Origin of the sequence: Kocuria rhizosphaericola (assembly GCF_044462205.1) — a bacterium.
Taxonomy (GTDB): Bacteria; Actinomycetota; Actinomycetes; order Actinomycetales; family Micrococcaceae; genus Kocuria; species Kocuria rhizosphaericola.
In genome coordinates, this window is record NZ_JBISWK010000009.1 from 1 (window position 1) to 21,328 (window position 21,328).

A 21,328-nucleotide genomic window follows, 5' to 3' on the forward strand; every position below is an offset into this window, starting at 1 on the left:
CCGATCTCCATGTTCTCCAGGATCTTGGCCACGGTGAGCATGCCGGTGCCGGCGATCCAGGCGGGCTTGTGCTTGGCGAACAGCAGCGTGGCGCGTCCGGCGAGCTCGAGGGAGCGCTGCGTGGCGATGACCCGGCGGATGTAGGCCGCGTCCTTGGCGCCGCGGGTGGCGATCACGGACTCGCGGAGGGCGTCGAGCTCACGGCCGAGCTCCTCGACCTGCGCGTCGGTGAGATGGGTGGCGGTGGACGGCTTGGCCGCGGCGGCACGCTGGCCCGAGTCGAGCAGGAATGGGGTGACGATCGTCATGGTGTCGGTCCTTTCGGAGCGGGGTCAGGGGAAGAGTGCTGGAGGATTCGGGGTCAGGCGTCGAGGCTGACAGGACCGGCGGCGGTGGACACGCAGGTCTGGACGAGGTGGCCGGGCTCGCCGTGGACCTCGCCGGTGCGGGTGTCGCGGACCTGCCCGGAGAGCAGCGGGGTCACGCAGGCGTGGCAGATGCCCATGCGGCAGCCGCTGCGCATCATCAGGCCCGCGTTCTCGCCGGCGGCCAGGAGCGTCGTGCCGCTGTCGGCCTCGACCTCCTTGTCGGCCTTCTCGAACGTCACGCGCCCGCCCTCCCCGCCGGAGCCCGGGGCGACCACGGCGGCGAAGCGCTCGACCCGCAGCTCGCCCTCCTCGCGGTTCCAGAGGGCCTCGGCGGCGTCGAGGAAGTCGGCGGGGCCGCACGCGTAGGCGGCGCGCTCGCGCCAGTCGGGGCACGCGGCGTCGAGGTCGGCGGTGGCCGCGAGGTCGAGGCGGCGGCCGCGCTCGCCGGTGAACCACTGGACGAGCCGGAAGCCGGGGAACTGGTCGGTGAGCTCCAGCAGCTCCTCGCGGAACAGGGACTCCTCGGGGGTGCGGGAGGAGTGCACGAGCACCAGGTCGGCGTCCGTGCGGCGGGGAACGAGGGTGCGGATCATCGACATCACCGGCGTCAGCCCGCTGCCGGCGGTGAGCATCAGCAGGGGACGCGGGCTCTCGGGGAGGACGAAGTCGCCCTCGGGCGGGGCGAGGAACAGGACGTCGCCGGGCCGGGTGCTGCGGACCAGGGCGGTGGAGACCTTGCCCATCGCCGTGACCGTGATGGCCGGGTCCTGGCCGGCGCCCGTGCTCAGGGAGTAGGAGCGCCAGTGCCGCACGCCGTCGATCTCCACGCCGATGCGGGCCCACTGGCCGGCCTCGTGCGCGTTCCAGCCCCGGCCGGGGCGGAAGCGGATCGTCACCGAGTCCGCGGTCTCGGGCACCACGGAGGTCACCAGGCCGCGCAGCTGGCGGGCGCTGGAGAGGGGGTCGATGAGCCGCAGGAAGTCCTCGGGGGAGCGGGGGGTGGTGAAGGCCGAGGCCAGGTGGGTGAACAGTCGCAGTTGGGGCACGTAATAACTGTGCCCCAAATAGGACGGCGGTTCTCGTCCTGTCGCGTACTCTTTCAGCAGAGAAATTGTGGTGCCGAAATGAAAGCGGGGGATCGTGCAGCGGATGGACCACAAGGAGCACGCGCAGCCGGCGGGCAGGGCGGACCGGGAGCTGCCGTGGACCTCCCTGCCGCCGACGCTCACCCCCCTCCTCGTCCCGCACCTGCCCGCGGTGACGGAGGAGCTGCTGGACGCCGTGCGGCTCGACGTCCCCGTCTACGCCCGGCCGATGGAGGGCCTGTTCGGCGACAGCATCCGGCGCGGGGTCGAGGTGGCCCTGAACCGTTTCCTGCAGCTGCCCGGAACCCAGCAGCCGGCGCTCATGGGCGACGACCGGCGGGTCTACGAGGGGCTCGGCCGCGGGGAGGTGCGGGAGGGCCGGCCGATGGACGCCCTCTTCGCGGCCTACCGCTCCGGGGCGCGCACCACGCTGCGCTCGCTCTCCCGCGTGGCCATGGACGCCGGGTTCGAGGCGTCCGTGCTGATCGGTCTCGCGGAGTCGGTCTTCGCCTACATCGAGGAGCTCTCCGCGGCCAGCGCCGAGGGGTACGCCATGGAGCAGTCCGAGCGGGCGGGGGAGCGGGACCGCCTGCTGGACGCGCTCGCGGACATGCTCGTCCGCGGCCACGTGGCGGAGGACGCGGTGCGCACCGCCGCCGCCGCCGCGGGGTGGCCGGTGCCCGACCGGGTGGTCGTGGTGACGCTGGCCGCCGACCGTCGGGTGGGGCTGCGCTCACGCCTCGGGGAGCGGGCGCTGCTCACGTCCCGTCCGGGTGACGTCGTGGCGGTGGTCCCCGAGCCGCCCTCCCCGACCGGGCGCCGGGAGCTGGAGCGCGCCCTCACCGGGCGGGGCGCGGTGATCGGCCCGGGCCGGCCCTGGTACGCGGCCCCCGACTCCCTGCGCCTGGCCGTGCTGACCCGCGACCTGCTGCAGCGGGAGGGGCCGGCCGATCCCGGGCCGCTGTGGGTCTCCGAGCACCTCATGGAGCTCGTCCTGCACAGTGAGCGCAGCGTGGTCGAGGACCTCGCCGCGCAGTGCCTCTCCCCGCTGGACGACCTCAAGCCGGGACAGCGGGAGCGGCTGGCCACGACCCTGCTGTGCTGGCTCGAGCACCACGGGCAGCGCGCGGCGATGGCCGCCGAGCTGAACATCCACGAGCAGACGGTCGGGTACCGCGTGAACCAGCTGCGGGAGGTCTTCGGGGACTCTCTCGGCGACCCCAAGAGCCGGTTCGAGCTCGAGCTGGTCCTGCGCGCCGGGTTCCGCTGAGCCGGTGCCCCGCCGCAGTCGGCCGGCTCAGCCGGTCCGCTTGTAGGCCTCCCGCTCACGGGCGTCCGAGTCGATCTGCTCCTGGACCGTGATCGCGCTCCCGCCCAGGTGTGCCGGCATCCACCACGCGCCGGGCTCCGGGGTGACGGGGTAGTCCTCGATGCACCGGTCGATCCCCTCCTGCAGCACGGAGCGCAGCCGTGCGCCCGCGGCGCGGACGTCCTCGCCGGGGGCCACCCGCAGCACCGGGCCGACGTGGACGCGCACCGGTGTGCGCCACACGTCGCGCAGCCGGATCCTGCCGCGGCCGCGGGTGAGCATCCGGTGGCCGCCCCACACGGACACCGGGATGATGGGGGCGCCGGTCTCGGCGGCCATGCGCACGGCGCCGGTGCGCAGCGGGCGCACGGTCCAGCTGCGGCTGACCCCGCCCTCCGGGAACACCGCGAGGAACTCGCCGCGCGCCAGTTTGGCCACGGCCTCGGCGTAGGCCGGGGCGCCGTCGGCGCGGTCCACGACGACGTGGTCGCACAGCCGGCACACCGCCGTGACCAAGGCGCTGCCGGTGTGCTTGCGGGTGATGAGGAAGCGGGAGTGGGCGCGCAGCCGCCGCCAGACCACCAGCTGGGCGAAGACGAAGTCGAGGTAGCCGAAGTGCGTCACCGCCACGACGGCGCCCCGGCCCGGCCGGATCTCCCGGTGCAGGCCGTGCACGACCTGGTCGGTGGGCAGGTGCTCCTCGCCCGAGACCAGCAGGGGCACGCGGAAGAGCTTCACCGCGGCGAGGCCGGCGAGCACGATGGCCCGGTAGGCGTACTTGTTGGGGCGCAGCTGCGGGGCCACGGGCCTCCCTCGGGAAGAGGCCCGCGGGGGGCGGGCCGGGGAACGGTCTGCCGAGAATCGTAGACCAGCGCGCGGCACGGCGCCGTGCGTGACGGCGGGGAACCGCCGTCGTCAAGTGCGGTCATCCCCATACCGGGAGCGGGTCCGGCCCCGATACGCTGGCAGCACCCGCTGATCCGGCGTCCGCGGCACCGGGTGCCGCGACCGGCTCCGCCTCTGCCCACCAGGAGAACCCGATGTCCTACCTTCCACCGTCAGCACCCCGTCCGCAGTACCGGGCGCAGGGGGACGACCGCACCATCGCGGTCCTCACCCACCTGTCCGGCCTGATCGGTGCGCTGGTCTCCGTCGGCTGGCTCGGCTTCGTGGGTCCCCTCGTCGTGTGGCTGGTCTACCGGGACAAGAACGCGTTCCTGCGGGCCACCTCGGCCGGGTCGTTCAACTTCAACCTGTCCATGTGGCTGCTCAACGTGGCGGCGTGGGTGTGTTTGTTCACCGTGATCCTGATCCCCGTGGCGATCGTGCTGTGGATCGTCGCCGCGGTGCTGCTGGTCGTGTGCCACGTCCTGGCCGTCCTCAAGGCCAACAAGGGCGAGGTGTACCGCTACCCGCTCCAGCTGCCGGTGCTCAACTAGCCCCGGAGAGCGGGGGCGGGCGCGGTCCGGTGCGCGAGCACCACGACCGCCACGAGGGCGAGCAGGGCCGCGCTGAGCCCGTCGAAGCCGATCAGCGCCAGCACCGGTCCGGCGAGCGCGCCGCCGGTCGCGCCGGCGAGGTTCATGAACAGGTCCGAGACGCCCTGCAGCTTCGGCCGCTCGGCGGGCGGGACGGCCTCGGCCACGAGCGTCGAGCCCGCGACCGTCGAGGCCGACCACTCGAGCCCGAGCAGGACCAGGCTGACCGTCACCAGCACCGGGGACGTCGAGCCGAACCAGGACAGCACGAGGGACGCCACGAACAGGGCCTGTCCGAGCAGGACCGTGGGGCGGCGGCCGGCCCGGTCCGCGAGCCAGCCGAACACGGGGGCGAGGGAGTACATCCCGGCCACGTGCAGGCTGATGGTCAGACCGACGACGCTCAGCGACGCCCCGTGGAGGGTCAGGTGCACGGGTGTCATGGACATGAGCGCCACCATGACGGCGTGGCTCAGCGCCACGGTGAGCACGGCGCGGCGGGCGGGCGAGGAGGACCGCAGCACCGCGAGCCCGCCCGCGGGAGAGGGCTTGTCCCTCCCCGCGGCCTCCCCGTCGGTCACGGCCAGCAGCAGGGGGTCGGGCCGCAGCGCCGTGAGGTAGACCAGGGCGCCGAAGGCCTGCGCCACGAGGGCGATGACGAACCCGCCCGTGAGCTCCGGCAGGCCCAGCGCCCGCCCGATCAGCTCACCGGGCTCGAAGAGGTTGGGGCCGAGCACCGCGCCGATCGTCGTGGACCAGACCACGAGGGACAGGTCACGGGCGCGGGTGTCGTCCGGGGCGAGGTCGGTCGCCGCGAACCGGGACTGCAGGTTGAGCGCCGACCCGGCGCCGAGCAGCGCCAGGCCCACCAGCAGGACGGGGAAGCTCGAGAGGACGGCGGCGCCGATCGTGATCGAGGCGCCCGCCATGGCGGTGAACGCCCCGGTGCTCAGCGAGATCCGCCGGCCGCGGGCCTGGGCGAGCCGGGCGAGGGGAACCGCGAGCAGGGCCGCCCCCAGGGTGTTCATGGTCGCGGCCATGCCGGACCAGGCCGAGGAGCCGGAGACCTCGGTGACGAGGAGGGCACCCAGGGCCAGGGTGGCGCCGACGCCCAGCCCGCCGAGGATCTGGCCGAGCGCCAGGACGCGGACGACCCTCCGTTGCAGGGCGCGCCGGTCCACGGTGGAGTTCGTCGGGTGCATGACCGCCATCCTATACCCCAGGGGGTAATCGTCCGGGATGTGTCCGAGCCCTCCGGTGTGGTTCGATGCTCGGCATGAGCTCCCTCCCTGAACCCGTGACCGGGCGTGCCGGCGGAACCGGCCTCGTGCTCGGCGAGGACGGCCTCGCCCGCCCCGTGTGGGCGGCGACGGACCCCCTCCTGCGCGCGTACTACGACACCGAGTGGGGTGTCCCCGTGCGGGACGAGCGGGGCCTCTACGAGCGGATCTGCCTCGAGGGCTTCCAGGCGGGGCTCTCCTGGGCCACGATCCTGCGCAAGCGGCCGGCCTTCCGCGCCGCCTTCGCGGACTTCGACCCGGACACGGTCTCCGGCTTCGGTCCGGCCGACGTCGACCGGCTCCTGGCCGACGCCGGGATCGTGCGCCACCGCGGCAAGATCGAGGCCGCCGTGGGCAACGCCCGCGCCACCGTGGCCCTGCGCGCCGAGGGCGGGCTGGCCGAGCTCGTGTGGTCGTTCCGCCCGGCACGGACCCCTCGTCCGCGCACGGCGGACGAGGTCCCGACCCGCTCCCCGGAGTCCGAGGCCCTGTCCCGGGCCCTGCGGGCGCGCGGCTTCCGCTTCGTGGGGCCGACCACGATGCACGCGCTCATGGAGGCGGTCGGGATCGTCGACACCCACCTGGTCGGCAGTCACCGCCGCGGCAGCTCCGGGGTGTGGCCGGAGGCGCCGCACGGTGCGTAGGATTCCTGGCACCGAACCCGACGACGCCCCGCGTCGCCTTCCGGCAGGAGGCCCGGCCATGTACGACAACAGCAAGCAGCGCAGCGCGGTGCTGCCCCTGGTGCTGAGCACCGTGGGCTCCGTCCTGGTGGGCATGGTGGTGCGGCGGCTGCGGGAGGACCGGGCGGCGGCCCGCGGCGAGGACGCCGGCCGGGGCGGCCGGCGGACGGGACGGGCCCGGCCCGCCCGGAGGAACACGCGCGGGCCGGTGCTCTGAGCCCGTGACGAGCCACGCGATCAGCTGGGTGGACGTCTTCTCGGCCGCGCCCCTGGGTGGCAACCCGCTCGCCGTGGTGCACGGGGCCGACGCCCTCGACGACGACACGATGGCGCGCTTCGCCCGCTGGACCAACCTCTCGGAGACCACGTTCCTGCTCGAGCCCACGGTCCCGGACGCCGACTACCGGGTGCGGATCTTCACCCCCGGCGGGGAGCTGCCGTTCGCGGGGCACCCGACGCTGGGGACGGCCTCCGCTTGGCTCGCCCTCGGCGGGGAGCCCGCGGGCGAGGACATCGTGCAGGAGTGCGGGGTCGGGCTCGTGCCCGTGCGGCGCCGCGCGGACCGGCTCTCGTTCGGGGCCCCGCCCCTGCTGCGCTACGAGCCCGTTGCGGAGCCCGCGCTGCTGGACCGGGTGGCCCGGTCCCTGCGGCTGGACCCGTCCGCGCTGCTCGACGTCTCCTGGGTCGACAACGGTCCCGGCTGGATCGGCGTGCGCGTGGCCGACGCCGGGACCGTCCTGGGGGTCCGTGCGGACTGGTCCGCCATGGCGGGGCTCAAGCTGGGCGTGGTCGGGCCGCACCCGCAGGGCGCCGAGTGCGCGGTGGAGGTGCGGGCGTTCGTGGGCGACTGGGTCGTGGAGGACCCGGTCACGGGCAGCCTCAACGCCGGCCTGGCCCGGTGGCTGACCGACAACGGATGGACCCCGGACCGCTACGTCGCCGCCCAGGGCACGGTGCTCGGGCGCACCGGGCGCGTGCTGGTGGAGCGGGACGCGGAGACCATCTGGGTCGGCGGGCACGTCAGTCCGGTGGTCCGCGGGACCGTGGACCTCTAGCGCGCGGGGGACCGCGGGTCCGGCGCGCTCGGCGTGGAAAGCAGCGCGGAACCCCGGCGCTTCAGGGCCGGGGAACAGCGCATCAGCGGAGGCACCGCGGAGCAGGATTGCTCTGGCCGGCCTGCGCGAACGCGGGCTGTCCTCCCGGACCGCTCAACACGTCGTCAAGAAGGTCGCCGACGCCTGCACCGCCCGGGCCGCCGGTGCGAAGAGCGGGAGCCACGGACCCAGGGACAGTGCCCGCTGCCGTCGGATCATGTCCGCCCCGGTCGCGTTCCGCCTCCACGCGGCCCCGCCCTGTGACGACCGGGTCCTGTCCTGGGGCCACGGTGCCCGCACGGTGTCGATCCGGACCCTCGAAGGACGTGTGAGAGTGCCCTTCAGCGGGGCGGCCGAACACCCGGAAGTGCTGGTCGCCCGCCGCAAGGGCGGGTCCGGCCTGATCCGCGACCGGCACGGCCGGTGGTTCCTGGCCGCGACCATCGACATCCCCCGAAAGTGGCTGCCCCAGACGGCTTCCTCGGAGTGGACGTGGGAAGGGTGAACCTCACCACCACCTCCGTAGGGGGACGACTGGTCCGGCGGGGCCGTCGCAGTCCGGAGGAAGAAGAACCCCCCAGGGCCGCCCGGGCCGCGATCGACATCGCCGCCCCCGCTCCTGGTGGCCACGGGCGGGGGCGCAGCCAACCGTCCCGCGATGCAGCCTGACCCCGGCAACCAGCCGGGACATCAGAGGCAGCAAGCTCGGCCCGCCAGGGACGAGTGGGTGACTATCGTGGAGACATGACCACCCAGGACATCTCCTTCCGCACCCGCAAGTGGGTCAAGCCGGAGGACCTCAACGCCAACGGCACCCTGTTCGGCGGGAGCCTGCTCCGCTGGATCGACGAGGAGGCGGCGATCTACGCCATCGTCCAGCTCGGCAACCAGCGCGCGGTGACCAAGTACATGTCGGAGATCAACTTCGTGAGCTCCGCGGAGCAGGGCGACATCATCGAGATGGGCCTGACGGCCACCGCGTTCGGCCGCACGTCCCTGACCATGCGAGCCCAGGTGCGCAACATGATCACCCGTGACCTCATCCTGAGCATCGACAAGATCGTCTTCGTGAACCTCGACCGGGAGGGGCGACCCGTCCCGCACGGCTACACCGGGATCACCTACGACCGGGACCGGATCCCCACCACGGCGCTGCCCGCGGTGCACGAGAGGGGCCGCTGAGATGGCGGTGCGGCGACTGAGCGCCGAGCGGATCACCGACTCGGTCACCTACCACGGCGAGGGACCGTGCTGGTCCGCGTCCTGGGGCGGACTGCGGTGGGTCGACATGCTCGCCGGGGACGTGCTGTCCTTCGGTGCGGACGGCGAGGTGCTCCGCAAGCACGTCGGGGACGTCGTGGCCTGCGTGCGCCCGCGCGCGACCGGGGGAGCCGTGCTGGCGGTCGAGACGGGGGTGGCCCTCGAGGACCCGGACGGCGCCGTCCACCCGGCCGAGCTGCTCTGGGAGCCCGGGGCGGTCCGGATGAACGAGGGCGGGGCCGGCCCCGACGGCTCCTTCTACGCAGGGTCCATGGCCTGGGACCAGACCGAGGGAGCGGCCGCGCTCTACCGTGTGCACCCCGACCTGAGCTGGGAGCCGGTCCTGGAGGACGTCACCGTCTCCAACGGCATCGCCTGGTCCCCGGACGGCAGCCTGGTCTACTACAACGACACGCCCACCGGGAAGGTCGACGTCCTCGACTGGTCGGAGGCCGCCGGGCTGCACGGCCGGCGCACCTTCGTGGTGCCCGAGCTCGAGGAGGGGGACGTCCACCCCGACGGGCTGACCGTCGACGCCGAGGGCGCCGTGTGGGTGGCGCTGCACGGAGCGGGACAGGTGCACCGCTACACGGCCGACGGCGCCCTGGACACCGTCGTGGAGGTCGGCGCGCGCCAGACCACCGCGTGCTGCCTGGGCGGGGAGGACCTGCGCACCCTCTACATCACCACGTCCCGGGAGAACCTCGGCGCCGACGAGGACCCCGCCGCCGGTTCCCTGTTCGCCGTCCGGGTCGACGTCCCCGGCCTGCCCGTCCTGCCGTTCGGGGGCTGACCGCGGTGCGGGCTCGGCCCTCACGCGACGGGAGGGCCCAGGGCTGAGGGCATGCACGTGGCGGACCCGCGGTCCACGAAGACCTACGAGGACCTGGAGCCCGGGCCGGCGCAGCACGTCCGCGGCGCGATCCACGCCGACCGCGCCGCGGGCCGGGGCCGCCGTGCGCGCAGTTCCCCGGATCGCTCCGGGGGCCGCGAAGAGACGGGGGACCCGGCGGTGAGAGGGTCTGGGCCGCCGGTCTACCATCGGAGCGAGGAGGAACCCATGACCGAGAGCTCCCGGGTCACCACGGACGTCGTCACCGGCTCGATCCGCCTGCTCGCGGAGCAGGGCTGGGAGGCCACGACCGTCGACCGGCTCGCGCTGGCCGCCGGGATCAGCCGGGCCACCTTCTTCCGGAAGTACGGGTCCAAGGAGGACATCGTCTTCGCGGACCACGCCGCGAACCTCGAGCGCCTCGAGCAGCTGCTGGCCCGCGCGGGCGGCGAGCCCGGCGCCGATCCGGCCGCGGCGCTGCGCGACGGCGTGCTGCTGGTCTTCCGCCACCACCTCGACCACCGCGAGCGTGCCCTGGCCCGCAACGCCCTGCTCCGGCAGGTCCCCCAGCTACGGGACCGGGAGCTCATCACGTCCCACCGCTACGAACGGGTCCTGCAGCGCTACCTGCGCTGCGCGCTGCCGGACTCGCCGGGGCGGGCGACACTGGCCACGGCGCTGTCCGCCGCCGCGGTCGCGGTGCACAACGCCGCCCTGCGGGCCTGGCTGCGCGCCCCCGACACCGACCCCTCGGCCGAGCTGGCGGTGCAGCTCGAGCGGCTCGCACGCACGCTCGTCTCCGGCTACGAGGGCGGCGCGGCGAGGCCGGCCGACGCGGCAGGGGCACGCCCCGCCGTCGTCGTCACCGTCCTGGACCCCGGCGCGGACACGGAGGAGATCCTGGCGTCCGTGCGGGACGCCCTGGGCTGAGGCTCAGACCTCGTCGGCGAGGATCGCGTAGACGAGCTCGTCGCGCCACTCGCCCAGCTGGTGGTGGCTCTCGCGCAGGGTCGCCTCCAGGCGCATGCCGATGCGCTCGCAGACCCTGGCGGAGCTCACGTTGAGGGCGTCCAGGCTCGCGCAGACCCGGTGCGCGCCCAGCTCGGCGAACGCGAACTCGATCGCGGCGCGGGCGGCCTCGGAGGCGATGCCCCTGCCCGCGTGGTCGGGATGGACCACCCAGCCGATCTCGACCTGCGCGGCGGCCGCGTCCAGGAGGGTCAGCACGATCTCGCCCGCGAGCTCTCGGGAGCCCTTGGGTGAGACGGCGAAGCGGACGTGGTCGCCGTCCCGGCTCCAGGGGCGCAGTCCGCTGTTCTCGGCCAGCGCGCGCTCGCACTCCTCGCGCGTGCGCGGGCCCCGCCACGCGTACTGCGCGTAGTCCTCGCGGCTCTGGTAGGAGTGCATGGGGTCGAGGTCCGCGGCGTCGAAGCGGCGGAACGCGAGGCGTTCGGTCTCTGGGGGCAGCACGTCGATCATCACTCGTCAGAATACGGCCTGAACGTCCCGGAAGCGGACGCCGCACGACGACACTGAGACTCAATTCCTTGACCTGATACTCAGTATCAGTCAGAGTGGTGGCGATCACACCACTCGTCAGGAGTTCGTCCATGGCACCCGCCGCGCCCGCCCCGTCCTTCCCCTCCACCGTCACGGTGGACGTCGAGCAGCTGGTCCTGCCCGGCCGGTCCGCCCCCGTCGCCCTCGTGCGGCTGGACTCCACGCCGCCGGGCGGACTGATCATCTGGGGCTCCGAGGCCCTGGAGCAGCTCCGGGACGTCCTGGGAGCCATCGACCAGTCCGCCGTCGAGGCGATCGTGGTCACCGGCAACCCCCGCTCCTTCGGCGCGGGGGCCGACCTCAAGGAGATCCGCCACGCCCAGCTCAGCGGCGTCTCCGACCGGTACGTGGGACTCGGCCACGAGGCCTTCGGCGTCCTGGCCGACGCGAGCGTGCCCACCTTCTCCCTGCTCACGGGGCAGGCCCTGGGCGGGGGGCTCGAGCTCGCCCTGCACACGGACTACCGCGCGGCCCACCCGCGCACCGGCCCCCTCGGGCTGCCGGAGTGCCGGCTCGGCTTCTTCCCGGGCTGGGGCGGCGTGCACCTGCTCCCGCACCTGATCGGCCCGGCCGCGGCGCTGCGCGTCATCGTGTTCGACTCGCTGCGGGGCCGGAACGCCAAGGCGGCGGAAGCCCTCGAGCTCGGCCTCGTGGACGTGGTGCTCGGCGCCACCCCGGGGACCGGGGAATGGGACACCGCCTGGCAGGAGTGGGTCGCCGGCAAGCTCGCCGCGCTCGACGCGGGGGAGCCCCGCCGCCGTGCGGGCACGCCCGGCGGCACCGGGGAGCAGCAGTGGCACGACGCCGTGGAGCAGGCCCGGAAGCGGGCCGAGAGCACCTGGCACGGCGCGGCACCGGCTCCGCTCGTGGCGATCGACCTCGTGGCCGACGCCCGGACCGAGACCCGCACCGAGAACGGGACGAAGGCCGTGGCCGCCTTCGCCGAGCTCGTCCGCGGGGACGTGGCCAAGGCCTCCCTCTACGCCTTCGAGCTCGTCTCGGCACGGTCCCGGCAGGCCGCGGACGTGCCCGCCGCCGAACCCGTGCCCCTGCGCAAGGCCGCCGTGATCGGCGCCGGCCTGATGGCCGGCCAGCTCGCCTCGCTGATCGCGAGCGGTGCCCGGATCCCCGTGGTCATGACCGACCTCGACGACGAACGGCTCGCCGCCGGCGTGGCCCGGACCCGGGAGCGCTTCGCGGCCCAGGCGGCCAAGGGACGGATCAGCGCGGAGCAGGCCGAACAGCTCGGCGCCCTCGTCACGGGGGCGAACGGGCCGGATGACCTCGCCGACGCGGACTTCGTGATCGAGGCCGTCTTCGAGGACCTCGACGTGAAGAAGCAGGTCTTCGCCCAGTGGGAGGAGGTCGTGCGGCCGGAGGCGATCCTCGCGACCAACACGAGCTCCCTGTCCGTCACCGCCATGGCGGAGGACCTCCGGCACCCCGAGCGGGTGGTCGGCTTCCACGTCTTCAACCCGGTGGAGGTCACCCCGCTCCTGGAGATCGTCGCCGGCGAGCGGACCGGCGACGCAACCCTCGCGACCGCCTTCGGGCTCGCCGCGGCGCTGCGCCGCACGGCGGTGCGCGTCCAGGACGCCCCGGGCTTCGTGGTCAACAGGGTCCTGACCCGGCTGTTCGACGTGGTCGTCCAGGCGATCGACGCGGGCATGGACGTGGCGGCCGCCGACCACGCCCCCGATCCGATGGGTCTGCCCATGACTCCGCTGCGGCTGCTCGACTTCGTGGGCCCGGCCGTGCTGCACCACGTGGACGAGACCATGCACCGGGCCTATCCCGAGCGCTTCGCGCGGTCCCCGTGGATGAACGCGGTGGTCGAGGCGGGCCTCACCCACGTGCTGCCCACCGAGCAGGCCCCGGAGACGGGCGGGGACGGCTACCTCGCCGCGGACGCCGCCCGCCTGCTCGAGCAGACCCGGACGCAGCGTCCCCCGGGCGCCACGGGCGCCCCCGCCTCGCCGGAGGAGCTGCTCGTGCGGATCCAGGACGCCCTCGCGGAGGAGATCGGCGCGGTGCTGACCGAGGGCGTCGTCGCCGGGCCCGAGGACGTGGACCTGTGCATGGTCCTCGGCGCCAACTATCCCTTCCACCTGGGCGGGATCACCCCGTACCTCGACCGCACGGGCGCCTCCGGGCGCGTCCTCGGCCGCCGCTTCCACCGGGACTGACCGTGTCCCCGACCTCCCGCCCGCCCACAGAACGAAGGATCCTGCCATGACCGCCACCCCTGAGACCGGCGCCGACCTGTTCCCCGCCGGCACCGTGGAACCCGACTACGTCCTCGACGAAGCCCTCGACACCGACGCCGCAGGGGCCTTCGACGCGGTCTCCGACACCGATCGGGAGCACTGGATGCGCGCCCGCCGTTTCGTCCAGGAGGACCTGCTGCCCGTCATCGGCGAGCACTGGGACCGCTCGGAGTACCCCCTCGAGCTCGTCCGCCGGCTCGGGGAGCTCGACCTGCTGCGCGACGGCGTCGCCGTCGACGGCTACGAGGCGATGTCCAAGACCGCCGCGGGCCTGATCAGCATGGAGCTCTCCCGCGGCGACGGGTCCATCGCGACCGTCTCCGGCGTGCAGGGCGGGCTCGCGATGCGCTCGATCGCCATGTGCGGCTCCGAGGAGCAGCGGCGGCACTGGCTGCCGAGGATGGCCACGGGCGAGCTGCTCGGCGCGTTCGCCCTCACGGAGCCCACCCACGGCTCCGACTCGGTGAGCCTCGAGACCCGTGCCACCCCGGTGGCCGGCGGCTGGGTGCTCAACGGGGAGAAGAAGTGGATCGGCAACGGATCGATGGGCGGGATCACCGTGGTGTGGGCGCGCTCCGACGAGGACGGCCAGGTCCGGGGCTTCGTGGTCCCGCAGGAGAGCGAGGGCTACACCGGCACGACCATCCGCGGCAAGCTCGCCCTGCGCGCCATCCACCAGGCGCACCTCCGCTTCGACGGCGTCTTCGTGCCCGAGGAGAACGCGCTGCCGGCGGCACGGTCCTTCAAGAACACCGCCGACGTCCTGTTCGCGACCCGGATCAGCGTGGCCTGGGGCGCGGTGGGCCACGCCCAGGCCTGCTACGAGACCGCGGTGCAGTACGCCAAGCAGCGCGTGCAGTTCGGCCGGCCGCTGGCCGCCTCGCAGATCGTCCAGGAGCGACTGGCCCGGATGCTCAGCGAGCTGACCCAGATCCAGCTGCTCGTGGCGCGGATGACCGAACGGGAGGAGACCGGACGGCTCACCGCCGAGCAGGCGTCGCTGGCGAAGTACACCTCCACGCGCACCGCCCGCTCGATCGCGGCCAACGCCCGGGACCTCCTGGGCGGCAACGGCATCCTGATCGAGAACCGCGTGGCCCGTCACTTCGCCGACATCGAGGCCCTGCACACCTACGAGGGCACCGAGACGGTGCAGGCGCTGATCGTCGGGCGCAGCATCACGGGCATCTCCGCCTTCGCGTGACCGGGGACGCACCCGGCGCGACGACGGCGGCACTCCCCACCCCGGAGCAGCCCCGCACCATCACGGGCGAGGTGCGCAGGAACGAGCTGGGCCGCCCCTGAGAACGGGGTGGTTTCCGATCCTCCGGCGCGGGCGGCACCGCGGCCCCGCGCCGGGGACGACGACGGCGCCCCTGCCGGCAGGGGCGCCGTCGTGCTCGGTCCGGTGGGGGCTCAGAGGTCGGCGCCGCCGTGGAACGAGTCGTTGCTCGAGTCGATCTCGTCCCTGAACGCGGGGTCCTCGGGGACGTCGAGGTCGTCGATCGCCTCGCCCATGCTGGGCTCCTCGGGCGGGACCTGCTCGTCGCCGGCCTCGTAGCGGGCCTCCGCCGTCTCGTCCCGCAGCTCCTGCTCCGAGGGGACGACAGGGTGCTCGGGGTCCACCCGCTCGTCCTGCACGCCGGTCTCGTCGCCCTCGACCAGCGGATCCTCGCGCCAGTGCTCGGGGTCGACCTCGGCGGCGCCCTCGTAGGTGTCGGGGGTCTCCGGCAGCTCTTCCGGTGAGGTGCTCATCTGCTGTCCTTTCGGGTCGGGGCATCGATGTTCCATCAGCCTACGCACTGCCGCCCGCGCTGTTCCCGCCGTCCGCCGCTCCTGCCGGCTCCCCCGGCCGACAGGGGCCGCAAGGAGGGCTCGTGCCCGGCCCGGAACGGGTTTTGACGCTCCTCCGGGGCGTGTGTAATGTATTCCGAGTCGCCGCAGGGGACGCGAGAGATCGCCCCCCGACGGCAACGCCGAATCCGGCGGACCAACCTCCTCGAACCATCAGCCCGATCACCGCTGCGCGGTGGCCGGCCGCTTGTGGGACGGGAACGGGGCGGGTACGCTGGCGAAGCTGTTTCGGGCAGCAGCGAGAGATCGTTGCGGCCCACGGCGCCGAATCCGGCAGATCCACGACACTCTCCTCCCGCAGAGCCGAACACCGTCGAACGGTGGAAAAGCGATTTGGGAAAGCGGAGAAGATGGGGATAAGCTGAGGAGGTCGCCGAGGGGAAAGCGAGAAATCGCGAGAACCGAGCGAAAAAAGAATTCCAACACGGTTTCCGGGTTTTTGGTCCGGTTGCTGGTCTGTTGTTTGAGAACTCAATAGTGTGCCATGTTTGTTGATACCGGATGTTTTATTCGGTTGATTGGTTGTCGCCGTTCCGCCTCCGTGGGGTGGTGGCAGCATTTTCAGCCGGGGTTTGATGTTTTCGTTGTTTTTTTGACGGAGAGTTTGATCCTGGCTCAGGACGAACGCTGGCGGCGTGCTTAACACATGCAAGTCGAACGATGATGCCCAGCTTGCTGGGTGGATTAGTGGCGAACGGGTGAGTAATACGTGAGTAACCTGCCCTTGACTCTGGGATAAGCCTGGGAAACTGGGTCTAATACTGGATACTACCGTCCATCGCATGGTGGGTGGTGGAAAGGGTTTTACTGGTTTTGGATGGGCTCACGGCCTATCAGCTTGTTGGTGGGGTAATGGCTCACCAAGGCGACGACGGGTAGCCGGCCTGAGAGGGTGACCGGCCACACTGGGACTGAGACACGGCCCAGACTCCTACGGGAGGCAGCAGTGGGGAATATTGCACAATGGGCGGAAGCCTGATGCAGCGACGCCGCGTGAGGGATGACGGCCTTCGGGTTGTAAACCTCTTTCAGTAGGGAAGAAGCGAGAGTGACGGTACCTGCAGAAGAAGCGCCGGCTAACTACGTGCCAGCAGCCGCGGTAATACGTAGGGCGCAAGCGTTGTCCGGAATTATTGGGCGTAAAGAGCTCGTAGGCGGTTTGTCGCGTCTGCTGTGAAAGCCCGGGGCTCAACCCCGGGTCTGCAGTGGGTACGGGCAGACTAGAGTGCAGTAGGGGAGACTGGAATTCCTGGTGTAGCGGTGAAATGCGCAGATATCAGGAGGAACACCGATGGCGAAGGCAGGTCTCTGGGCTGTTACTGACGCTGAGGAGCGAAAGCATGGGGAGCGAACAGGATTAGATACCCTGGTAGTCCATGCCGTAAACGTTGGGCACTAGGTGTGGGGGACATTCCACGTTTTCCGCGCCGTAGCTAACGCATTAAGTGCCCCGCCTGGGGAGTACGGCCGCAAGGCTAAAACTCAAAGGAATTGACGGGGGCCCGCACAAGCGGCGGAGCATGCGGATTAATTCGATGCAACGCGAAGAACCTTACCAAGGCTTGACATTCACCGGACCGCCTCAGAGATGGGGTTTCCCTTCGGGGTCGGTGGACAGGTGGTGCATGGTTGTCGTCAGCTCGTGTCGTGAGATGTTGGGTTAAGTCCCGCAACGAGCGCAACCCTCGTTCTATGTTGCCAGCACGTGATGGTGGGGACTCATAGGAGACTGCCGGGGTCAACTCGGAGGAAGGTGGGGATGACGTCAAATCATCATGCCCCTTATGTCTTGGGCTTCACGCATGCTACAATGGCCGGTACAAAGGGTTGCGATACTGTGAGGTGGAGCTAATCCCAAAAAGCCGGTCTCAGTTCGGATTGAGGTCTGCAACTCGACCTCATGAAGTCGGAGTCGCTAGTAATCGCAGATCAGCAACGCTGCGGTGAATACGTTCCCGGGCCTTGTACACACCGCCCGTCAAGTCACGAAAGTTGGTAACACCCGAAGCCGGTGGCCTAACCCCTTGTGGGAGGGAGCCGTCGAAGGTGGGACTGGCGATTGGGACTAAGTCGTAACAAGGTAGCCGTACCGGAAGGTGCGGCTGGATCACCTCCTTTCTAAGGAGCCGTTGACCGCCGTGTGGTGGTCGCCCCCGCCTCAGTGCCCGTTCGTGGTGCTGGTGGGGTGAGCTCATGGGTGGAATATCAACGAGCAAGTGGCCGCTTCGCCTTTTCGTGTCCTGGTTCGCCGGGGTGTGGAGGGGGTGCCGGCCCGGTGTCGTCCTAGTACCTGCTGCTGGTCGTGAGCTTCGTTCTCGCGTGCTGGTGGTGGTGGAAGGGGTGGCTGCCGGGGTGGTCGGGGTGGTCCGTGGTGCACTATTGGGTCCTGAGACAACAGGCCCCGTCGCGGTGGGTTCTGCTGCTGTCCTCCTGTTCGGGGGGTGGTGGTGGGTCCGGTGTGGTGGGGTGTGGTGTCGGGTTCCCGGTGTCCTGCCGGTGGGTGGTTCTCCTTTGGGGGACCGGCCGCCAGGGTGTGGGATGTGCGGGTTGTTGTTTGAGAACTGTATAGTGGACGCGAGCATCTTAAGAACGGGTGCCGCAGGTGCGCGGGCGTTCTCGTCCTCCTTCGGGGGGTCGGGGCTCTCGTGCGGTTGTGGTGCCGTGTTCGTGATTGATCGCCGGAAACGCCGCTGCCGTGCTCCTTTTCGAGGGGGTGTGGTGGTGGTGGTATTCGGTGTGTTCTGTGATCATGTGGCAAGTTTTTAAGGGCGCACGGTGGATGCCTTGGCATCAGGAGCCGATGAAGGACGCGGTAATCTGCGATAAGCCTCGGGGAGCTGATAAACGAGCTGTGATCCGAGGGTCTCCGAATGGGGAAACCCCGCCGCGTGTTATGCGTGGTGACCCGCACCTGAATTCATAGGGTGTGTGGAGGGAACGTGGGGAAGTGAAACATCTCAGTACCCACAGGAAGAGAAAACAACAGTGATTCCGTCAGTAGTGGCGAGCGAACGCGGAAGAGGCCAAACCGATGGTGTGTGATACCCGGCAGGGGTTGCATCATCGGGGTCGTGGGGCACGTCGTCCCGGGTCTGCCGGCCCGGGCGTGTGAGTGCAGGACGATAGTCGAACCGGTGTGAGTGCCGGACCGGAGAGGGTGGGAGTCCCGTAGACGAAATCGTTGCTGCCGCACGGAGCGTGTACCCAAGTAGCACGGGGCCCGAGAAATCCCGTGTGAATCTGCCAGGACCACCTGGTAAGCCTAAATACTACCTGATGACCGATAGCGGACCAGTACCGTGAGGGAAAGGTGAAAAGTACCCCGGGAGGGGAGTGAAATAGTACCTGAAACCGTGTGCCTACAAACCGTCGGAGCCCTACAAGGTGACGGCGTGCCTTTTGAAGAATGAGCCTGCGAGTTAGTGTTACGTCGCGAGGTTAACCCGTGAGGGGTATCCGTAGCGAAAGCGAGTCTGAATAGGGCGAGTGAGTGGCGTGATCTAGACCCGAAGCGAAGTGATCTACCCATGGCCAGGTTGAAGCGCGTGTAAGAGCGCGTGGAGGACCGAACCCACTTCAGTTGAAAATGGAGGGGATGAGCTGTGGGTAGGGGTGAAAGGCCAATCAAACTTCGTGATAGCTGGTTCTCCCCGAAATGCATTTAGGTGCAGCGTTACGTGTTTCTTGCCGGAGGTAGAGCTACTGGATGGCCGATGGGCCCTACAAGGTTACTGACGTCAGCCAAACTCCGAATGCCGGTAAGTGAGAGCGTAGCAGTGAGACTGTGGGGGATAAGCTTCATAGTCGAGAGGGAAACAGCCCAGACCACCAACTAAGGCCCCTAAGCGTGTGCTAAGTGGGAAAGGATGTGGAGTTGCTTAGACAACCAGGAGGTTGGCTTAGAAGCAGCCATCCTTGAAAGAGTGCGTAATAGCTCACTGGTCAAGTGATTCCGCGCCGACAATGTAGCGGGGCTCAAGTACACCGCCGAAGTTGTGGCATTGCACCAATGATACCCAACCAGGGCACATGATCCTGGTTCAGGTGGTGCGATGGGTAGGGGAGCGTCGTGTGGGCAGTGAAGCTGCGGGGTGACCCAGTGGTGGAGCCCACACGAGTGAGAATGCAGGCATGAGTAGCGAATGACGGGTGAGAAACCCGTCCGCCGGATGATCAAGGGTTCCAGGGTCAAGCTAATCTGCCCTGGGTCAGTCGGGACCTAAGGCGAGGCCGACAGGCGTAGTCGATGGACAACGGGTTGATATTCCCGTACCGGCGAAGAACCGCCCATACCGAACCGGGGACACTAACCACCCGAACCGGGCCATGCGGTGACCATTGGTCATCGCCGGCTCCGGGGAGCGTGGGACCTGAACCGGGGAGGTAAGCGTATTAACAGGTGTGACGCAGGAAGGTAGCCGAGCCGGGCGATGGTAGACCCGGTCTAAGCGTGTAGGGCGACCCGTTGGCAAATCCGCGGGTCACATGAGCCTGAGACGTGACGGGACCCCCATTCGTGGGGGGATTCGGTGATCCTATGCTGCCGAGAAAAGCATCGACGCGAGGTTCCAGCCGCCCGTACCCCAAACCGACACAGGTGATCAGGTAGAGAATACTAAGGCGATCGAGAGAATCATGGTTAAGGAACTCGGCAAAATGCCCCCGTAACTTCGGGAGAAGGGGGGCCCCGACCGTGGACACCACTTGCTGGTGCGAGCGGGTAAGGGCCGCAGAGACCAGGGGGAAGCGACTGTTTATCAAAAACACAGGTCCGTGCGAAGTCGCAAGACGATGTATACGGACTGACTCCTGCCCGGTGCTGGAAGGTTAAGAGGACCTGTTAGCCTCACGGCGAAGCGGAGAATTTAAGCCCCAGTAAACGGCGGTGGTAACTATAACCATCCTAAGGTAGCGAAATTCCTTGTCGGGTAAGTTCCGACCTGCACGAATGGAGTAACGACTTCCCCGCTGTCTCAACCATGAACTCGGCGAAATTGCAGTACGAGTAAAGATGCTCGTTACGCGCAGCAGGACGGAAAGACCCCGAGACCTTTACTATAGTTTGGTATTGGTGTTCGGTGTGGCTTGTGTAGGATAGGTGGGAGACGGTGAAGCGGGCACGCCAGTGCACGTGGAGTCAACGTTGAAATACCACTCTGGTCACTCTGGACATCTAACTTCGGCCCGTGATCCGGGTCAGGGACAGTGCCTGATGGGTAGTTTAACTGGGGCGGTTGCCTCCTAAAGAGTAACGGAGGCGCCCAAAGGTTCCCTCAGCCTGGTTGGCAATCAGGTGTCGAGTGTAAGTGCACAAGGGAGCTTGACTGTGAGAGCGACAGCTCGAGCAGGGACGAAAGTCGGGACTAGTGATCCGGCGGTACATTGTGGAATGGCCGTCGCTCAACGGATAAAAGGTACCTCGGGGATAACAGGCTGATCTTGCCCAAGAGTCCATATCGACGGCATGGTTTGGCACCTCGATGTCGGCTCGTCGCATCCTGGGGCTGGAGTTGGTCCCAAGGGTTGGGCTGTTCGCCCATTAAAGCGGTACGCGAGCTGGGTTCAGAACGTCGTGAGACAGTTCGGTCCCTATCCGCTGCGCGCGCAGGAAATTTGAGAAGACCTGTCCTTAGTACGAGAGGACCGGGACGGACGAACCTCTGGTATGGCAGTTGTACCGCCAGGTGCACCGCTGCTTCGCTACGTTCGGAAGAGATAACCGCTGAAAGCATCTAAGCGGGAAGCTCGCTTCGAGATGAGATTTCCAGGCACCGATCGGTGCGAGAGGCCCCCAGCTAGACCACTGGGTTGATAGGCCGGAGGTGGAAGCACGAACCAACGACGTGTGCAGCCGACCGGTACTAATACGCCGACAACTTACACCACACCCCCACCCCCCAACACTGTTGGGACCACCGGTGGGGACACCACAGAACACCGCGTCCACTATACGGCTCCCAACCAACAACCCGTTGGCCAGGAACCACCCAGCAGCATCCACAACAGATGACTGTGACCAGATTTCCCCCCCACCACCACCGCTCCGGCGGTGGGCGGCACCCGGGGGGAGACAGAGTTACGGCGGTCATAGCGTGGGGGAAACGCCCGGTCCCATCCCGAACCCGGAAGCTAAGACCCACAGCGCCGATGGTACTGCACCCGGAAGGGTGTGGGAGAGTAGGACACCGCCGGACCACACCCAAGGGTCGAGCCCCCGACACACCGTGTCGGGGGCTCCCCGCATTTAACCCCCCACCC

Annotated in this window: 16 protein-coding genes, 3 rRNA genes and 1 pseudogene; 14 read left to right on the forward strand and 6 right to left on the reverse strand. The window is 69.5% G+C overall.

Annotation, left to right across the window (positions count from 1 at the left end):
• Nucleotides 1–308 (reverse strand): annotated as a pseudogene (locus ACH9D2_RS00620) (acyl-CoA desaturase); the annotation flags it as partial.
• A gap of 53 nt (nucleotides 309–361) precedes the next feature.
• Complete coding sequence (locus ACH9D2_RS00625) at nucleotides 362–1,414, reverse strand: ferredoxin reductase (protein WP_396360777.1); 1,053 nt, start codon at nucleotides 1,412–1,414, stop codon at nucleotides 362–364.
• A 103-nt stretch (nucleotides 1,415–1,517) separates the two neighbouring features.
• On the opposite strand from ACH9D2_RS00625, the gene ACH9D2_RS00630 reads away from it, so the two are divergent.
• The gene (locus ACH9D2_RS00630; RefSeq protein WP_396360778.1) at nucleotides 1,518–2,723 is read left to right on the forward strand and encodes a PucR family transcriptional regulator; all 1,206 of its coding nucleotides are present in this window, start codon (nucleotides 1,518–1,520) and stop codon (nucleotides 2,721–2,723) included.
• A gap of 27 nt (nucleotides 2,724–2,750) precedes the next feature.
• On the opposite strand, the gene ACH9D2_RS00635 is transcribed toward ACH9D2_RS00630, so the two are convergent.
• A complete protein-coding gene (locus ACH9D2_RS00635) occupies nucleotides 2,751–3,566 on the reverse strand; it encodes a lysophospholipid acyltransferase family protein (protein ID WP_396360780.1) in 816 nt (271 codons plus the stop codon).
• Between the two features lie 236 nt (nucleotides 3,567–3,802).
• On the opposite strand from ACH9D2_RS00635, the gene ACH9D2_RS00640 reads away from it, so the two are divergent.
• Nucleotides 3,803–4,201: a DUF4870 domain-containing protein gene (locus ACH9D2_RS00640; RefSeq protein ID WP_396360782.1), complete on the forward strand. Its 399-nt coding sequence runs from the start codon at nucleotides 3,803–3,805 to the stop codon at nucleotides 4,199–4,201.
• On the opposite strand, the gene ACH9D2_RS00645 is transcribed toward ACH9D2_RS00640, so the two are convergent.
• A complete protein-coding gene (locus ACH9D2_RS00645) occupies nucleotides 4,198–5,451 on the reverse strand; it encodes an MFS transporter (protein WP_396360783.1) in 1,254 nt (417 codons plus the stop codon). The genes ACH9D2_RS00640 and ACH9D2_RS00645 overlap by 4 nt on opposite strands.
• Nucleotides 5,452–5,507: 56 nt before the next feature.
• Here ACH9D2_RS00645 and ACH9D2_RS00650 point away from each other — a divergent pair, with 56 nt between their 5' ends.
• The 7 genes from ACH9D2_RS00650 to ACH9D2_RS00680 all read left to right on the forward strand — a co-directional run bounded on the left by ACH9D2_RS00650 (nucleotide 5,508) and on the right by ACH9D2_RS00680 (nucleotide 10,319).
• Nucleotides 5,508–6,164 carry a DNA-3-methyladenine glycosylase I gene (locus tag ACH9D2_RS00650; RefSeq protein ID WP_396360785.1) on the forward strand — a complete coding sequence of 219 codons (657 nt, stop codon included), beginning with the start codon at nucleotides 5,508–5,510 and terminating at the stop codon, nucleotides 6,162–6,164.
• Between the two features lie 58 nt (nucleotides 6,165–6,222).
• A complete protein-coding gene (locus tag ACH9D2_RS00655) occupies nucleotides 6,223–6,420 on the forward strand; it encodes a hypothetical protein (protein ID WP_396360786.1) in 198 nt (65 codons plus the stop codon).
• A 4-nt stretch (nucleotides 6,421–6,424) separates the two neighbouring features.
• A complete protein-coding gene (locus ACH9D2_RS00660; RefSeq protein WP_396360788.1) occupies nucleotides 6,425–7,258 on the forward strand; it encodes a PhzF family phenazine biosynthesis isomerase in 834 nt (277 codons plus the stop codon).
• Between the two features lie 373 nt (nucleotides 7,259–7,631).
• The gene (locus ACH9D2_RS00665) at nucleotides 7,632–7,802 is read left to right on the forward strand and encodes a hypothetical protein (RefSeq protein WP_396360789.1); all 171 of its coding nucleotides are present in this window, start codon (nucleotides 7,632–7,634) and stop codon (nucleotides 7,800–7,802) included.
• A 239-nt stretch (nucleotides 7,803–8,041) separates the two neighbouring features.
• On the forward strand, nucleotides 8,042–8,479 hold the full coding sequence (locus tag ACH9D2_RS00670; protein ID WP_396360791.1) for an acyl-CoA thioesterase: 438 nt from the start codon (nucleotides 8,042–8,044) through the stop codon (nucleotides 8,477–8,479).
• 1 nt (nucleotide 8,480) lies between these two features.
• Nucleotides 8,481–9,350, forward strand: coding sequence for an SMP-30/gluconolactonase/LRE family protein (locus ACH9D2_RS00675; protein WP_396360792.1), 870 nt, complete (start codon nucleotides 8,481–8,483; stop codon nucleotides 9,348–9,350).
• 267 nt (nucleotides 9,351–9,617) lie between these two features.
• Entirely contained in the window at nucleotides 9,618–10,319 is a 702-nt protein-coding gene (locus ACH9D2_RS00680) for a TetR family transcriptional regulator (protein ID WP_396360794.1), read from the forward strand.
• 3 nt (nucleotides 10,320–10,322) lie between these two features.
• Here ACH9D2_RS00680 and ACH9D2_RS00685 read toward each other — a convergent pair whose 3' ends face one another.
• Nucleotides 10,323–10,868: a GNAT family N-acetyltransferase gene (locus ACH9D2_RS00685; protein WP_396360795.1), complete on the reverse strand. Its 546-nt coding sequence runs from the start codon at nucleotides 10,866–10,868 to the stop codon at nucleotides 10,323–10,325.
• 131 nt (nucleotides 10,869–10,999) lie between these two features.
• Here ACH9D2_RS00685 and ACH9D2_RS00690 point away from each other — a divergent pair, with 131 nt between their 5' ends.
• Together ACH9D2_RS00690 and ACH9D2_RS00695 are read left to right on the forward strand one after the other, a co-directional pair.
• A complete protein-coding gene (locus ACH9D2_RS00690) occupies nucleotides 11,000–13,135 on the forward strand; it encodes a 3-hydroxyacyl-CoA dehydrogenase NAD-binding domain-containing protein (RefSeq protein ID WP_396360798.1) in 2,136 nt (711 codons plus the stop codon).
• Between the two features lie 46 nt (nucleotides 13,136–13,181).
• Nucleotides 13,182–14,420: an acyl-CoA dehydrogenase family protein gene (locus tag ACH9D2_RS00695; RefSeq protein ID WP_396360799.1), complete on the forward strand. Its 1,239-nt coding sequence runs from the start codon at nucleotides 13,182–13,184 to the stop codon at nucleotides 14,418–14,420.
• A gap of 212 nt (nucleotides 14,421–14,632) precedes the next feature.
• On the opposite strand, the gene ACH9D2_RS00700 is transcribed toward ACH9D2_RS00695, so the two are convergent.
• On the reverse strand, nucleotides 14,633–14,971 hold the full coding sequence (locus ACH9D2_RS00700; protein ID WP_396360801.1) for a hypothetical protein: 339 nt from the start codon (nucleotides 14,969–14,971) through the stop codon (nucleotides 14,633–14,635).
• A gap of 691 nt (nucleotides 14,972–15,662) precedes the next feature.
• Here ACH9D2_RS00700 and ACH9D2_RS00705 point away from each other — a divergent pair.
• The 3 genes from ACH9D2_RS00705 to rrf all read left to right on the forward strand — a co-directional run bounded on the left by ACH9D2_RS00705 (nucleotide 15,663) and on the right by rrf (nucleotide 21,264).
• Nucleotides 15,663–17,188: ribosomal RNA gene (locus ACH9D2_RS00705) — 16S ribosomal RNA — on the forward strand.
• Nucleotides 17,189–17,822: 634 nt separating this feature from the next.
• A 23S ribosomal RNA gene (locus ACH9D2_RS00710) occupies nucleotides 17,823–20,955 on the forward strand.
• A gap of 192 nt (nucleotides 20,956–21,147) precedes the next feature.
• Nucleotides 21,148–21,264: ribosomal RNA gene (gene rrf / locus ACH9D2_RS00715) — 5S ribosomal RNA — on the forward strand.
• Together the 16S, 23S and 5S rRNA genes form the textbook arrangement of a ribosomal RNA operon.
• Nucleotides 21,265–21,328: the final 64 nt, after the last annotated feature.

Bases quoted from the DNA above. Each gene is read 5' to 3' on its own strand.
- ACH9D2_RS00650 (WP_396360785.1), top strand. From the start codon at position 5,508: ATGCTCGGCATGAGCTCCCTCCCTGAACCCGTGACCGGGCGTGCCGGC.
- ACH9D2_RS00645 (WP_396360783.1), bottom strand. From the start codon at position 5,451: ATGGCGGTCATGCACCCGACGAACTCCACCGTGGACCGGCGCGCCCTG.
- ACH9D2_RS00695 (WP_396360799.1), top strand. From the start codon at position 13,182: ATGACCGCCACCCCTGAGACCGGCGCCGACCTGTTCCCCGCCGGCACC.
- ACH9D2_RS00700 (WP_396360801.1), bottom strand. From the start codon at position 14,971: ATGAGCACCTCACCGGAAGAGCTGCCGGAGACCCCCGACACCTACGAG.
- ACH9D2_RS00680 (WP_396360794.1), top strand. From the start codon at position 9,618: ATGACCGAGAGCTCCCGGGTCACCACGGACGTCGTCACCGGCTCGATC.
- ACH9D2_RS00630 (WP_396360778.1), top strand. From the start codon at position 1,518: ATGGACCACAAGGAGCACGCGCAGCCGGCGGGCAGGGCGGACCGGGAG.
- ACH9D2_RS00685 (WP_396360795.1), bottom strand. From the start codon at position 10,868: ATGATCGACGTGCTGCCCCCAGAGACCGAACGCCTCGCGTTCCGCCGC.
- ACH9D2_RS00640 (WP_396360782.1), top strand. From the start codon at position 3,803: ATGTCCTACCTTCCACCGTCAGCACCCCGTCCGCAGTACCGGGCGCAG.
- ACH9D2_RS00690 (WP_396360798.1), top strand. From the start codon at position 11,000: ATGGCACCCGCCGCGCCCGCCCCGTCCTTCCCCTCCACCGTCACGGTG.
- ACH9D2_RS00670 (WP_396360791.1), top strand. From the start codon at position 8,042: ATGACCACCCAGGACATCTCCTTCCGCACCCGCAAGTGGGTCAAGCCG.
- ACH9D2_RS00655 (WP_396360786.1), top strand. From the start codon at position 6,223: ATGTACGACAACAGCAAGCAGCGCAGCGCGGTGCTGCCCCTGGTGCTG.
- ACH9D2_RS00675 (WP_396360792.1), top strand. From the start codon at position 8,481: ATGGCGGTGCGGCGACTGAGCGCCGAGCGGATCACCGACTCGGTCACC.